The following is a 13,627-nucleotide window of genomic DNA, read 5'->3' as shown; positions in this document are numbered from 1 at the left end:
AGGCAAAAGACTTCTTGCTGTGTAATCCTTACACGAACTGTCGGAACGACAGGGTTAGCTTGGTGAACTTCTCTTCGTTAGAAGGGACTACCCAAGAATCTCGTGTCTTTAGTCATGAGAGGTTCAAACGATTAGGTTTCGTGCAGCAGGTTCGATTGCTGCGTGAGTCAGGCGAGAGAGCGACGGCGTTCCATCCGTCCGCCGGCGAAAAGGTTCTTCGAAGTGCGCAGTCTCAACTGTAGGTGATTGAGTCTGGAGTGGAATTCGAGTGATGAGGTTCGAGCTCTGGATGGAGACCGAAAGCGGGTGTGAAGTTTTGAAGATTGAAGTTTAAGCTTGAAGGAAGTTTAAAACTTGCAGTTAGTTTAAAGTTTGAAGTCTAACCTAAAACCTTCCGGGCAGGCATCACCTGCAAATAAGCGTCTCCGGCATCCTCTATTTTCGGCGTTATGGGGTGTTTGAGGTAAATAAAGGCGGTTTGCACTTCTTATTTCATCCAACTGATGGAGTGTGCACTTTTTCGCCTATTTTAGCAGTCTCAAACGAGACTGTCGATTCATTGTGTAGAAGTGTTAGCAAGACCGTTCCAAGTGAAAAGTTACCTTCTTCTGCTCAAACAGGTTGTCCGGAATCCCTTGATTGAATAAGGATTGTAAGGTAGGGGATTCCAGACAAAACTCGCCAGAAGGTAATCTTTTCCCTTTCCACTTGGTTGTCCACAATGAATCGACAGCCTCTCAAACCGCTCTTATTCCGTGTCCAAGCGGGTTTTCGGACGAAATAAAGGGTACAAACCGCTCTTATGCGCACACTTATACGATCCCTGTCCCTATAAGCGGGCGCATCAGGTCGAGCTCCCACGATGAACGGCTGCGACACTTGCTGGCACGATAGGAGGCAGGCGTTGAAACGAAACCATTCCCACCATGATACCCCTTGCGCCAGAGGTAGCTTGTCTTGCGTGCCGAGAGGTTCAGCTTCGTTAAAAACGTATACTCGCCTAACGTTTGAAGGAGGAGAGTTATCGGTAACATTCCAGGATGTAAAAAATTGAAGTTTGAAGTTTCCTCTTCTTTCATTATACATAGGGTCCAATTTTTTGAATAGATTGTTCCCAATGAAAAACCTTCGAATTCCTCGCGGAATTCGAAGGTGCATCGGGCCGGAAGCCGGCTGAGATCGAGCGGCGGGCTTATGAGGTGACGGGACGCAGGGATGTCGTCCACCGCACCGTGTCTCCCGCTTGCAGGGGACCGGCCACGACGGCGCGCGCCTGGGCGGATACTCCGCTGACGGACAGCAGGGAACGATGCAGGTTCATGTCCAGCGAGACCGCTTCGGGGCATTCGAGCAGGTACATCCGGCCGGCAAAGCGAAGCCGCAGTCCGCCGCCCTGGGAAGCGATCTCCAGGGCGTTCCGTCCATCGTGAACGAGGAGAGGGACGACATGCTGGCACGAACGGAGCGGCTGAAGCGCTGTCAGGGCATAGCTCCATTCGATGCCGGAATCGGAGATGGCGATCGTCTTTTCGCAGCGGAGCAGTCCCGTCTCCAGCGTCATCGTAAACCCGTTGTCTGACGGACGGACTTCGACGTTGCCCGTAATCGCGGGGATATGCAGGACGCCGTTATCGTCCGTCACGGCGAATCCTTCCCACACGCCGTCCCGGAGCGTCCGATCGCTCACCTCTTGATACTCGGGCAGACGCGGCTCGGCTAGCGGAAGCCGCTGTCCGGCCAGACGGAAGTGGAACCCTTGCATCGCCGGAGCGTACTTGCGGTTATGCATCCGGAGCGTACAACCGAAGAAATTCGCGCCTCCGGGTTCGCCCCTGTAAAAAGCGTATCCGCTATGCTTGTCGACGAACGATTCGGCGCCGGCCTGCAAGCCTGCCAGGACTCCTGCCTCGTCTTCATGCCCCTCATGCCCGTGCGAATCCCCGGTTGCTGCGGGATTGTCTCCGGCCGGCAGGCGAACGCCACGTTCAAGCAGCCTCACTGCAACGGCAATACCAGTCAAACCGAGCAAATTGTACATGTTGAGGTGAGTGTACGTCTCGTAACCGACCCGCAGCGAGTGCGGCAGGACGTTCGGGGTACAGCCGTAAGTCCCGTCCTCATGGGCATACGGCAGCCAACTGCGGAAAGCATCCCGGGCGGCCGCGCCGTATTCGTTTCCGGATTCGCCGGAACAATAAGCGAGCAGGGCGACGAGCGCGCCCCAGGTAAACGTCTGGTAGCTGCTGCGCTCGACCATGGCGAACGAGCCGTCCGGCGTGATCGCATGACGAAGCCAATCCATTCCGCGGCGGATGATCGATTCCGCTTCACGGCGGGATACAAGCCACTCGTCCGGCCAACGCTCGATTACGGCTATCGCGCCGGTAAGCAGGAACAGCGTAAACGCATGGTAAGCGATCGGCATGCCGTCATGGCTGTGCGTTTCGTTGACCTCGTCGTTGATAAAGCCCGATTCCAGCTGCGCGTTCGCGATGAACTTCAGCCGGTGGGAGAGGAGCGCATGATCGACGGCACGCAGGCCGAGAGCGCCGGTGAACAGCTCCATCGCCCATTGAAGCGCGGCGCAATTCGTGTTCACGACGGCACAGTCGTCCTCGTAAGCTGCCAGATCCGGTCCGAACCGGCCAATCAGCCTGGAGCGATCGGCTTCTGGTGCGAGCAGCAGCGCCATCAGACCGTAATGGTACAAAAAGACGCGGCAAAACGGGTTAACCCCTTGCTTGTCGCCCAGCAGCTGCACGGTCCGCTCCAGCATTATGCTGAGCGAGTCCGAAGTTTCCTGAGAAGATCGGGTGCTGCATACGGAGGCGAGCACCGCAGCGGCGTTGGCAGGCGCGTAATTTTCGCTGTATACGGTCTCGAACGGGTCGGGCAGTCTGCCGTCCGGGGTCGTCCAGCGCCGGATGACCGGCACGTACTGCTGCAGCATCTCACGCATTCGGGTCAGCGTTACTATTTCGTCGGATTCGGTAGGGCGTTCCATCTTCGCAGCACTCCTCCCTGAGCGCAGGGGCAGTCATAACGGCCGAAAGGACGCCGCCCGGCCTGGTTGAGCCCGGCGGCGCCGTACGGATGGCTGCCCTAGCTGTTAGGATTTATTTTTTAACCGCTTTGATGCCGTCGTTGATTTCCTTCATCAGCTGCGAGCCTCCGCGGCCTTTCCATTCCTCGGTCACTTTGTCCCAATCGGCGATCGGGCGCTGGCCGGAGATCATCTTCGTTTGTTCGCCGAGCAAATATTTGTCCAGCTCCGTTCCTTTGGACGCCTGCGTCTCGGAATAAACGAGATAAGACGGGTCGTCGTAAGGCGTTTTGTTGTACGTTTTCTCCATTTGCTCGATCGTAGCGATGAACGATTGCATTTCCTTCGTGCTGTAGGAGGCGATCGAGTATTGATTCGCTTCATCGTTCGGCGACCAAGGCTTCCAGAACTCGTGGCGCTGGAGCATATACTGGATCGGCGTGTTCGCTTCCTGTCCGGCTTTCGGAGCCGGTTTGCCGTCAACCATGTCGTAGCCGATGCCGTTGCCGCCCATGATCCAGTCAAACTGCTGGTTTTGCGGAGTCCGCTCGGCAACCGGGATAAATTGACGGCCGTAATCGAGAATTTCCAAAATTTTGTTGACTTTGTCCGGATCGTCCTTCAGCTTGGCGGACAGCGTCGTCAGTCCGAAGAAGCCTCTCGCCTTCGGATTGCCCTGCGAGCCGTCAGGCGCTTTGAAGAACGGGATCGGGGCTACTTTGGCCGTCGGGTTCACCTTCAGCAGGCCGGTATAATATTCTTCGACCATTCCTGTAGGCGTGCCGATGAAAATGCCCGCTTTGCCCGAGTAGAATTCCTTGTTCGTCTGCGCCCAGTTGAGCACAGCGAAGTCTTTCGTAACCGCACCTTCTTTGTAAGCGGCGGCGAGCGTCTCGATCACTTCTTTGCGTCCCGGACCGATCAAGCCGGGGATATAGTTGCTGTCCTTGTCTTTATGATACCAAGCCGGCGACCAGTAAGCGCCCATTGCATGCGTCGGCGAGATGTCCTGGCCGAGGGCGAAGCCATACGTATCGTTTTTGCCGTTTTTGTCCGGGTCGTTTTTCGTAAAGGCGATGGCGACGTCGAGCAGCTCCTTGTAATTGGTCGGCATTTTCAGGCCAAGGTTATCGAGCCAGTCTTGACGGATCGTCCCCGAGAACGTATACGTCGGCGCGTACATCGGGATGCTGTATATTTTGCCGTTGACGCGGAACTGGTCGTAGATCGTTTTCGGGACGCCTTTAAACGTCGCGTATTTGTCGATATAGTCGTCGAGCGGCAGGAAAGCACCTTGCTTCGCCCATTTGTAATAGTTGGAATCGAGGTCTTTCACCGCTACGACGTCCGGCATATCGCCGGAAGCCATAATGACGTTCAGCTTTTCTTTGTAGTCGGACTGGAGCACGAACTGGGCTTTAATGTTCGCGTTAAACTTTTGCTTGATCGCTTCGACGCCTTTGCCGTTCGGGTCGGGGAAGATGGTGTAGGCAAAGTTGAGGAAGCTGATATCGTGCATCTTCGCCGTTTTAGGTGCGTTCGCATCTCCCGGTTTCGGGTCGGCTGCGGGCTTGCCGCCTCCGGAACAAGCGGCTACGGCTATGCTGAGCAGGGAGACGGTCATCAGGCTGACAAGTTTTTTTCCTTTCACTTGCGACACCTCCATAGATTTGTAAACATGCGATGCGTTCACGTTCGTGACCGATACGGTTCAGCTGTTCCTGTTTGACCCCCGGTCTGTCACCTCAGAGTATTTCCGATCAACCTTTGACTGAACCAATCATCACCCCCTTGGCGAAATGCTTTTGCAGAAACGGATATACGATCAGAATCGGCAGGGTGGCGAGCAAAATCGCAGCCATCTGGATCGTTTCCGCAGGAGGCGGGTCGGTCAGCACCTGTTCGGTCATCAGCGAGCTCGTGTCGTTGACAACAACGATCTGGCGCAGCAGCATCTGGATCGGCCATAAGTTCGGATTGCTCAAGTACAGGATGCCGGTAAAGTACGAGTTCCAGTGCATCACGGCGTAGAACAGGCCGAATGTAGCGAGCGCGGGCTTCGACAGCGGGATGATGATGCGCCAGAAGACGGTGAATTCCCCGGCCCCGTCGATCAGCGCGGCTTCGTTCAGCTCCTCGGGTATGCTTTTGAAAAATTGGCTGAACACGATCAGATTCCACGGGCTGATGAGGACGGGAATGATCAGCGACCAGATGGAGTTCAGCAAGCCGGTTTCCTTGACGACCAGATAGGTCGGAATGATGCCCGCACTGAACAGGAAGGTGAACAGCACCAGGAACAGGAACATTCTTTGTCCGAAAAACGGTTTGGACAGCGCATAAGCCATCGTCGACGTAAAGACCAGGTTCAGCGTCGTGCCCAGTACGGTAATCCAGATCGTGATGAGAACGGATTTGACGAATTTGTCGTTGGCGAGAATGTATTGATAAGCATCCGTCACCCAGCGGTCCGGCCATAAAATAAAGTCTTTGCGCAAATATTCCTCCATCGAGGAAAACGACACCGAGAAAATGTACAGAAACGGGACGATCATGGCTGCCGCGATTAAAGTCAATGCCAGGATGTTCACCCAGTCGGCCGCCCGGCCGAGCCAAGTCCGGTGCTGCATAACGTGCTGCACCTCCTTCGTGGTGATGGTAGTCCCCCCTATAGGGAGGCTTTTGAAACTAGTAGATGCCTTCCTCGCCAAACTTCTTGGCCAGCTTGTTGGCCGCCACGACCAGGACGAGTCCGACGACGGACTTGAACAGCCCTACCGCGGTCGCGAAGCTGAAGTCGGATTGCAAAATACCTTTATAGTACACATAAGTATCGAGTACGTTGCCGACCTCCTGTACGTACGGATTCAGCATGAGGAAAATTTGCTCGAACCCGTTGTCCAGCACCGTACCGAGCCGCAAAATAAGCAAAATCACGATCGTGCTGCGGATACCGGGAAGCGTAATGTGCCAGATGCGCCGCCACCGGTTCGCCCCGTCCACGATAGCCGCTTCGTACAGCTCCGGGTTCACCCCGGCCAGCGCGGCCAGGAACACGATCGTGCCCCATCCGGCTTCCTTCCATATAACCTCCAGCACGATAAGCGGCTTAAAGAGGTAGGGCTGCTGCAGAAACAGGATCGGTTCGATCCCGAACACATGCTCCAGAAGACCGTTTACAACGCCGTCGCTGCGCAGGAAAATCGTCACGAGCCCGACCACGACGACCCAGGACAGGAAGTGAGGCAAGTAGACGAGCGACTGGATCAGCCGCTTGAACCATTCGTGCCGCGTCTCGTTCAGCATAAGGGCAAGCACGATCGGAACGGGGAAGGCGACGGCGATTTGCAGAAACGATAATGTGATCGTATTGATTAGCACCTGCACCACTTCGGGATTGTCGAAAATTTTCCGGAAATGGGCAAGGCCGACCCAATCGCTGTGCAGAAACCCCTGGAACGGACTGTATTCCTGGAATGCAATAACCGAGCCGAGCAGAGGCACGTACTTATAAATAAGGAAGTACAGCGTGCCCGGCAGAACAAACAAATACATCATCCGGCTTCTCCATAGTTTCCGCCGGATCAGGTTCCATTTGGAGCCGGACGTGACAGGGACTTGTGCGGCTGTTTGATTTGAAACCGTTCTCATAATGTAGGTTATCCCCCTTTCCGGTACGACTATAGTTTCTTGTCGGTTGTATGAGGTCATCATAGAAAAAACGGATGCGGCCTGTAAACGATCTATTTTTTCAAGCGGCTCCGCAAACAAAGATACCGATATGCAAAATTTGAAACATGTCCGAATAATGCCGGGAAAGCTTGTAATGACGCGGTTTTGAGGTGGTGAGAGGGAGAGGTGGATGGGGGATGACGATCAGCGGGCGGGCAGGCGGGCGGGCTTGTCCGGGATGGACAAGATCATCAGGGCATAAAAGTCTGTGCGGGAGGATGCAATGTCGGAATAGATGTCTTGCAGCTTGGGCATGCGGGTTCAAAGCGGATCGGGAGCCGGAGCAATTAGTAAAACAAGCAACATGCCGGAAACGTGAAAGGAAGCTTTCGGCCCCCCTGCAAACAGGAGTTGGAAAGCTTCCGGATCGCGTATAAGTGCGGGCTTGGGTCAAGCGCGGTGTATTCCTCGATGTCGTCCGGGCGATGCAAGGTCCCGTTTATCCGCTTGTACCTGATCCAGCGTAACGTCTCCCGCCGCTCCGACTGTCGGTATTTAGGCCGAACCCCCTTGCTGGTGCCGGACCGATTCCCGGTATTGTCCGGGGGACATGCCCGTCGTTTGCTTGAAGGCGCGTGAGAAGTTTTGCGTCGTCGTGTATTGAAGCCGGTCGGCGATCTGCTTGATCGGCATGTCCGAGTGGACCAGCCATTCCTTCGCCCGGGACATCCGCATCTCGATGACGTAATCGATGAAGTTGACCCGCATCTCTTCCTTGAACATCCGGCTGAGCTGAGAGGGCGATAAGCCGAACCGGTCCGCCGCCTCCTGCAGCGATAGTTCTCCTTCGGCCCCGTTCTGGACGTATTCTGCAACCTGCTGGGCGATTTTGGTCTGGTTCGGGACGGTAAGCCGCTCGAAATGATGGCGGAATGCCGGGAAGAAGCAATCGACAAACCAATCCTTCAACTGGTCGAGCGTCTCCGCTTCGTTTACTTTGGCGTACACATTGTCCGGGAACAGCTGATGCAGTTCGTACCCGAGCTGACTCAGCAAGTGGTCGATCTCGCCGATCAGGTTCGTAAAAATACCGGTGACCGGCTTAAACCCGGTCAACTGCCGGGGAATTTCCCGCACCATATCTTCGAATTCGGTTACGGCCTCCGCTATATTTCCTTCGGAAATCCGCTTGACGATCGCTTTCTGGCGCATGATCAAATTGCGGGCCGACTGCTTGACCGAGTCCATCGACTCAACGGCACGCTGGCTGATCGTCAGATCGTGACCGAGCAGCAGCCGGAAGCTGAGCAGCTCGACCGCCTCCATGTAGCTTTCGTGAATGCAACGCACCTCGGGCCGGACGCGGCTGACGCCGGCGGTCAGCGTGAACCGGAACAGTTCCTTTGCCTTAATCCGGACACGTCCGCACAAGTCTTCGATGTCGCTTTCCAGAGCGGCAGGGTCGTCCGTTCCCGCGATCAGCGCCACCTGGCCGAAGGAAGGGGAGACGCATACGGCGGGAAATAATGGAGCCGCCAGCTCGTCGACGAGCTTCGTCAGGGCGTACATCATGAGCGAGCGGTCTTTGCCCATGTAGCTGGTCCGGAACTCCATATAGGCGTCTACTTCAAAGACGCATACCGCAAATGAACGCCCGCGAAGGGGCAAGGCATACTCTTCGGTTTTGAGCGCGAACTCGGCGTCGTTCAGCTCTCCGTGCAGCAGCTTGAGCAGCGTATTTTCCTTGAGCTGGGGAATCTGCTCGCGAAGCTCGTAGTCCAGCCTGCGATTCGTATCCATCATTTGCTGCATAAAGGCGTCGATTTGCTGCAGCTCGTCCTGGGACGGCTTCGTCCGCTGAGGCAGCTTCATCAGCAGGGCGCGGATCGGATAATAGAGCCGCTTGGAAGCGAAGAGGGCGATCAGGCCCCAGACGAGAGCCAGACAGCCGGCCATCAGCCAAGTGACTTGCTTGATCAGGTCCGCCTTGGCGGTCAGCCCGCCCTGGGGAGCGATGATGACGTACGTCCAGTCGTTGTAGCCGGACCGGTGAACGGATACGTGATATAACTCGTCTCCGTAGGCGACCGTATCGGTTGGGGAGGGCTGGACGGTTTGGGTCAGCCGCTTCGCGAATGGAGCCGGAAGCGCCGTTCCGACCTCCATCGGTTTCTGGCTTAGCACGATGCGCCCGGTGCTGTCTACCGCAAGCAGCTGGCTGTCGCCGCTGATTTCCACCGATTGCAGCAGCTCGAAAAGACGCTCCGGCTCCACCTGCAAAAAGAGGACGCCGTCTACCGTGGACGAGCTTCCGACCGGACGGACGATCAGAAAATCCCTCTGATTCGGATACGTGTTCGAAGGGAGGAACAACGAGCCGGTAAACTTGGGCACATACTGCCGCAACGCGTCGTAATAAGGAAACTGGTAGGTGTTCAGCAGTCCGTCCCTGCTCGAGTATACGATATCGAAATGGTTGTACACCAAGTAGGAGTGGAAGGGCAGATCGGACAAGCTGCGGTATTTGCGAAACGTCTCGACCATATCCAGCGTCGTCTCGAGCGTCACCCGGTCGTCCATCGAGATGCCGAGGCGGGCCGACTTCTCGATCGTCAAATCTCCGGCGATCTGGATCGACATGTAATCGAGCCGCTTCAGCAGCGAGTCCACCTGGCTCTCCAGCTGCCGCAGCGTCGACGCATGCTTCGCATTGACCTCATCCTGGATACTGGAGGCGGCAAAATAAGAAGCGGCGCTGCCAAGCAGCAGCACAGGCAGTACGCTTAAAAGCAGCGAGGAGAGAAGCAGTTTCTTTTGGAAAGGAAGACTGCGGAACAAGCGGAACCGCTTGATCATGGCACAACCTCCGTCTACGATGTGGATGAAGCGTTTCGTCCTGTTTTTGCAGGAAACATGTAAGCGCTTGTAAAGTAATCATACACGATTTCGTCCTGGGTTCCAATGCGTAAGCGGAGGAAATGACGGATGCAAGCAGCCTGTACCGCTTTGCGGCAGTAGGGATTTGGACGATTTGGCAATAATGTGCATTTCCTTGTGGGGTATTCTTGGCCGTGAAATTTTGTGTTGACTTTCTTCTGGAAATGAGTATTATAGATTAAGTGTGATTCATATCCGATGCGCTGATGTAGCTCAGCTGGTAGAGCAACGCATTCGTAATGCGTAGGTCGGGGGTTCGAATCCCTTCATCAGCATCGTATAAACTCAGCACTAACGCAGCTTCTCGTGATCGAGGGGGTGCGTTTTTTATTGTATCGAAAATTAACTTGCAACAAGGGTGGCGAGCAAGCACATTAAAGAGGCGGCGAAACGCCGGCCGGTGCGCAGAGGAAGTGCCGAAATCTGCATGTTGGATTTGTCAATACAAATCGTGAACGTTTATTCTAATCAAATTCTCATAATTCGAGTGTAACCCGCCGATGCGAAGAACTTCTCCGTGCTTCGCCAAATTTTAGTCGGCTCGACTTGTGTTACGATAGTTGCAGCGATTCACAAGACCATCTTACTTCGAGGAGGAAACTATGAATATCATAAGAAAACACTCGTTTGCAAAAGCGGTTGTCGTCGCGGGCATGAGTCTTTCGTTGATGTTTTCGGGCAGCTTGTTCCTTAATTCCGGTTCGGCGCATGCAGCCGTGGCTTCATCCTCGTCTGCTTCGGCTTCATCTGCGATCATCTCTACGGGCCAACAATTCATGGGGGTCCCTTATAAATATGGGGCGGAATCCGGGGATACCCGTTCGTTCGACTGCTCCTCTTTTGTTCAACATGTGTACAAGCTTAACGGGATTACATTACCGCGTTCGTCGCGTCAGCAGTCTGAGGTGGGGACCTATGTGCCGCGCGATCAACTGCAGCCCGGCGATCTGGTTTTCTTTTATTCCCCGATTCATCACGTAGCGATTTATATCGGGGATGGTAAAATTCTTCATACGTATGGCACTCCCGGCGTAACGATCTCCGATCTCAACTCCGGATCTTGGGACAGCCACTACAACATGGCGCGCCGTGTGCTGCCTGCCGGGGAACAAGCTGTTGCTGAGCCTGCCAAGCCTGCGGCACCTGTCAAAACTGTAAAGCCGGCCGAACCGGAAGCCGAAGCCGGGCAACCGGAGTACGATTCAGGCTGGGGGAGCGACGGATGGAACTGGCGGGATCTCTTTGATTTTGAATGAAGCTTTACCCAATAAAGACCTGAAATCGAATCGTAGGATCGGGAGCGCGCCTTTTCCTGATTTCGTTAAGAATCTTTTCCGCCCGGTTGGGGCAACCTATCCTCGTAGTCTGCTGTAGAATCCAGCAGCGTTCTAATTACGAGGACAAGGAGTGAGCGGAATGGCTGAACACAACGAGCGTAACCGTAACGGTAACGGAGAAGCCAGCACGGAAGAGGTTGTAGGGGCGGTAGGCGGCGGCGCGTTAGGAGCTGTCGTCGGTTCCGCTTTGGGACCGGTCGGTACCGTGGTAGGCGGGATCGTAGGAGCTTCGCTGGGAGACAAAGCGGGCGAAGCCGCTGAAAATGGCGAGGACGCCGCCAACCGTGAAGAGTAAAAGCGAGGGGCTGTCTCTGAAGTCATTTTGCGCTTTTTTTGCGCCCCCAATTCAGATGATTTTCCTCAAGAAAAGGACCTTAGCCTCCACTGTATAGTTGGGGGCGAGGTCCTTTCGTCGTTTGAAAATTGGTGTCCCCATGTCATGCAAACACTTTTGGGACAGCCCTTGGTTTGCCTTCGCGGAATTAACGTCGTTTTCGGCTAATTGGTAATGAACGTTTCACATTATAGCGGAAGTCTCGTTTCCCTGCATTGACAACGACCTGCCAGGGATCATGTGCATCCCATGTTCTTTGCTCATCGTTCTTTCTCTTTCCGCTGTATAAGCCGCGCGCAGCTTGCTACCTCTCGCTAAAAGCAATCTTTAATCCGATGATGCCAAACAACGTCCCCTGGATGATGTTAATTCGTTTCGAGAGAACCGGGCTTTTACGCAGGAGGCTCCCCACTTTTTCGGAAAATACGCTGATCCCGATAAAAATAAGTAAAGCCTGGGCTAAGAAGATCGTTCCCAAGATCAGCATCTGAACCGCGACGCTGCCGGACGAACTTGTGACAAACTGCGGCAATAACGCCAGGAAAAACAACGACACTTTAGGATTCAGGACGTTCATGATGATTCCTTTTTTGTACAAAGCTTTGTAGTCCGCCGGACGGCGGTCAGCGGCAAGGGTCAGGTCTGCTTCCTTCTCGCGGAAGGACTTCCAGGCTAAATACAGCAAATAGGCCGCGCCTGCGTACTTCACCACTGCAAACGCCACGGCCGACTGATAAATGAGCGTTGAAATTCCAAGAGTGGCGGCCGTTATATGAACGATCAGACCCGAGCACAACCCGAGTGCCGTGGCGATCCCGGCTTTGCGGCCCTTCGACAGGCTTTGGGCGACCACAAACAAATTGTCGGGACCCGGCATCAGAGTAAGCAGAACGGCTACCCCCAAGAAAGACAGGGCGGTCAGAAGCTCCACGCGTTTCATCTCCCTTTATACAACCTTCATTATTCTTTCTGACTTTGAACCGCCTGGAGAAATGAAAAAACAAACATTCGGAGCTCGGGCTGCTACCCCTCTGAACGCTCCTCGAACGATCAACTCCAAGCCCTTGCGTTATTATATCACGGTTTTCATGGGTCTGAACAACGGCTGCGCATCCGCTGCTCTTGGGGACGGACCGGGAGGAAGTGCCGCAAGTCGTTATCGCTGCTGGTCGGGGCTTGCCCTGCTCATGCGTAGAAGAAACCGAATAAGAGCGGTTCGTGAGACTGTCGATTCATTGTGTAGAAGTGATAGCAGGCCGTTCCAAGTGAAAAGTTACCTTCTTCTGCTCAAACAGGTTGTCCGGAATCCCTTGATTGAATAAGGATTGTAAGGTAGGGGATTCCAGGCAAAACTCGCCAGAAGCTAATCTTTTCCCTTTCCACTTGGTTGTCCACAATGAATCGACAGTCTCGTTTGAGGCTGTTAAAATCGGCGAAAAGGGTGCAGCCCCACCAATTGGCTGAAATAAGGGATGCAAACCGCCTTTATCTGGTTCGTTTTTTGGAAAAGGCCGAAAATAAAGGGTGCCAAAGATTCTTATATAGTTTAAAGCCCGTGCGCATACGTTTTGGCGAAGGCGAACACAACCCGCCCGCGGAAAAGCTGTGTACGAGCCTCATTTGAAGTTGAGATGGTAAAAGCTCTCATCACAGCGGCTGGAGTGAAGATTCCCGTTCCCTCCCACACGCATACGTATGGATTCGCACGTCAAAGGACCGTCCGGGCGATTTACCGGACGGTTTTGCTTTTTAATAAACAAAGTTCAACTTTACTAAGCGTTAGAGCAGGTGAAGTGAAGCATTCTTTACGAGGGAGCTGCCTCATGCGCCGGGTCATTCGTCGTGGAAAGGCTTCGTTTTGAAGCTTTGCTTATACGGTTGTACCAGACGGGATTCCTAATCCGGTTTGTAAATTTTGGTCCGTTCGGTTCGTTCAATCTGTTGGTCTGTTATGTCCGTTGCGTCCGCTGTTGCCGCTCCATCGCCAGCTTTGCGGTCCGGCTCCGGCTCATGGTAAATCTCTTCCTCAATATGATCCATGATGCTCTGGATGGCATCGCTGACACCGTCCGTCGAGCCTATGTCCTGTTGATCGTAAGGCGTCGGTATGCCGGCAGTCTCAAAGGCGGTTTGTTCGAACATGCTGTGATCCGTACTGTGCTCGGTCATGCGAATGGTCTCCTCTCGATGACATGATTTCCTTTATCGTTTCCGGCTGTGCACGAATTTATTCCAGCACGACCCGGCAAGGGGAGGCGGGCAGGGCAGTGGAGGGCAGGCTGTGCATGCGGCATATCCATTTGT

8 protein-coding genes, 1 tRNA gene and 1 pseudogene are annotated in these 13,627 nt (G+C 54.4%); 3 read left to right on the top strand and 7 right to left on the bottom strand.

Annotation, left to right across the window (positions count from 1 at the left end; translation table 11 throughout):
• Positions 1–1,192: 1,192 nt before the first annotated feature.
• From AC3Y2E_RS27665 to AC3Y2E_RS27645, 5 genes are all read right to left on the bottom strand, one after another.
• Positions 1,193–3,004 (bottom strand): hypothetical protein, encoded by a 1,812-nt coding sequence (locus AC3Y2E_RS27665; protein WP_379216220.1) that lies wholly within the window; start codon positions 3,002–3,004, stop codon positions 1,193–1,195.
• 112 nt (positions 3,005–3,116) lie between these two features.
• Positions 3,117–4,694, bottom strand: coding sequence for an extracellular solute-binding protein (locus tag AC3Y2E_RS27660; protein WP_379216218.1), 1,578 nt, complete (start codon positions 4,692–4,694; stop codon positions 3,117–3,119).
• A 109-nt stretch (positions 4,695–4,803) separates the two neighbouring features.
• Positions 4,804–5,673 (bottom strand): carbohydrate ABC transporter permease, encoded by an 870-nt coding sequence (locus tag AC3Y2E_RS27655; RefSeq protein WP_332075813.1) that lies wholly within the window; start codon positions 5,671–5,673, stop codon positions 4,804–4,806.
• 58 nt (positions 5,674–5,731) lie between these two features.
• Complete coding sequence (locus AC3Y2E_RS27650; protein ID WP_379216215.1) at positions 5,732–6,694, bottom strand: ABC transporter permease; 963 nt, start codon at positions 6,692–6,694, stop codon at positions 5,732–5,734.
• Positions 6,695–7,270: 576 nt separating this feature from the next.
• Positions 7,271–9,571, bottom strand: coding sequence for a helix-turn-helix domain-containing protein (locus AC3Y2E_RS27645; RefSeq protein ID WP_379216213.1), 2,301 nt, complete (start codon positions 9,569–9,571; stop codon positions 7,271–7,273).
• Positions 9,572–9,854: 283 nt separating this feature from the next.
• Here AC3Y2E_RS27645 and AC3Y2E_RS27640 point away from each other — a divergent pair.
• The 3 genes and pseudogenes from AC3Y2E_RS27640 to AC3Y2E_RS27630 all read left to right on the top strand — a co-directional run bounded on the left by AC3Y2E_RS27640 (position 9,855) and on the right by AC3Y2E_RS27630 (position 11,284).
• Positions 9,855–9,927 (top strand) — tRNA-Thr (locus AC3Y2E_RS27640).
• Between the two features lie 327 nt (positions 9,928–10,254).
• A pseudogene (locus AC3Y2E_RS27635) lies at positions 10,255–10,749 on the top strand (C40 family peptidase); the annotation flags it as partial.
• A gap of 319 nt (positions 10,750–11,068) precedes the next feature.
• Positions 11,069–11,284 (top strand): glycine zipper domain-containing protein, encoded by a 216-nt coding sequence (locus AC3Y2E_RS27630; RefSeq protein ID WP_379216211.1) that lies wholly within the window; start codon positions 11,069–11,071, stop codon positions 11,282–11,284.
• 343 nt (positions 11,285–11,627) lie between these two features.
• On the opposite strand, the gene AC3Y2E_RS27625 is transcribed toward AC3Y2E_RS27630, so the two are convergent.
• Entirely contained in the window at positions 11,628–12,254 is a 627-nt protein-coding gene (locus AC3Y2E_RS27625) for a LysE family translocator (protein ID WP_379216209.1), read from the bottom strand.
• Positions 12,255–13,219: 965 nt separating this feature from the next.
• Positions 13,220–13,492, bottom strand: a complete 273-nt coding sequence (locus tag AC3Y2E_RS27620; protein ID WP_379216207.1) for a hypothetical protein — start codon at positions 13,490–13,492, stop codon at positions 13,220–13,222.
• Positions 13,493–13,627: the final 135 nt, after the last annotated feature.

The organism is Paenibacillus sp. MAH-35 (assembly GCF_058135425.1).
The sequence above is the reverse complement of the archived record's forward strand: the minus strand, read 5'-3'. Positions and strand labels throughout refer to the sequence as shown.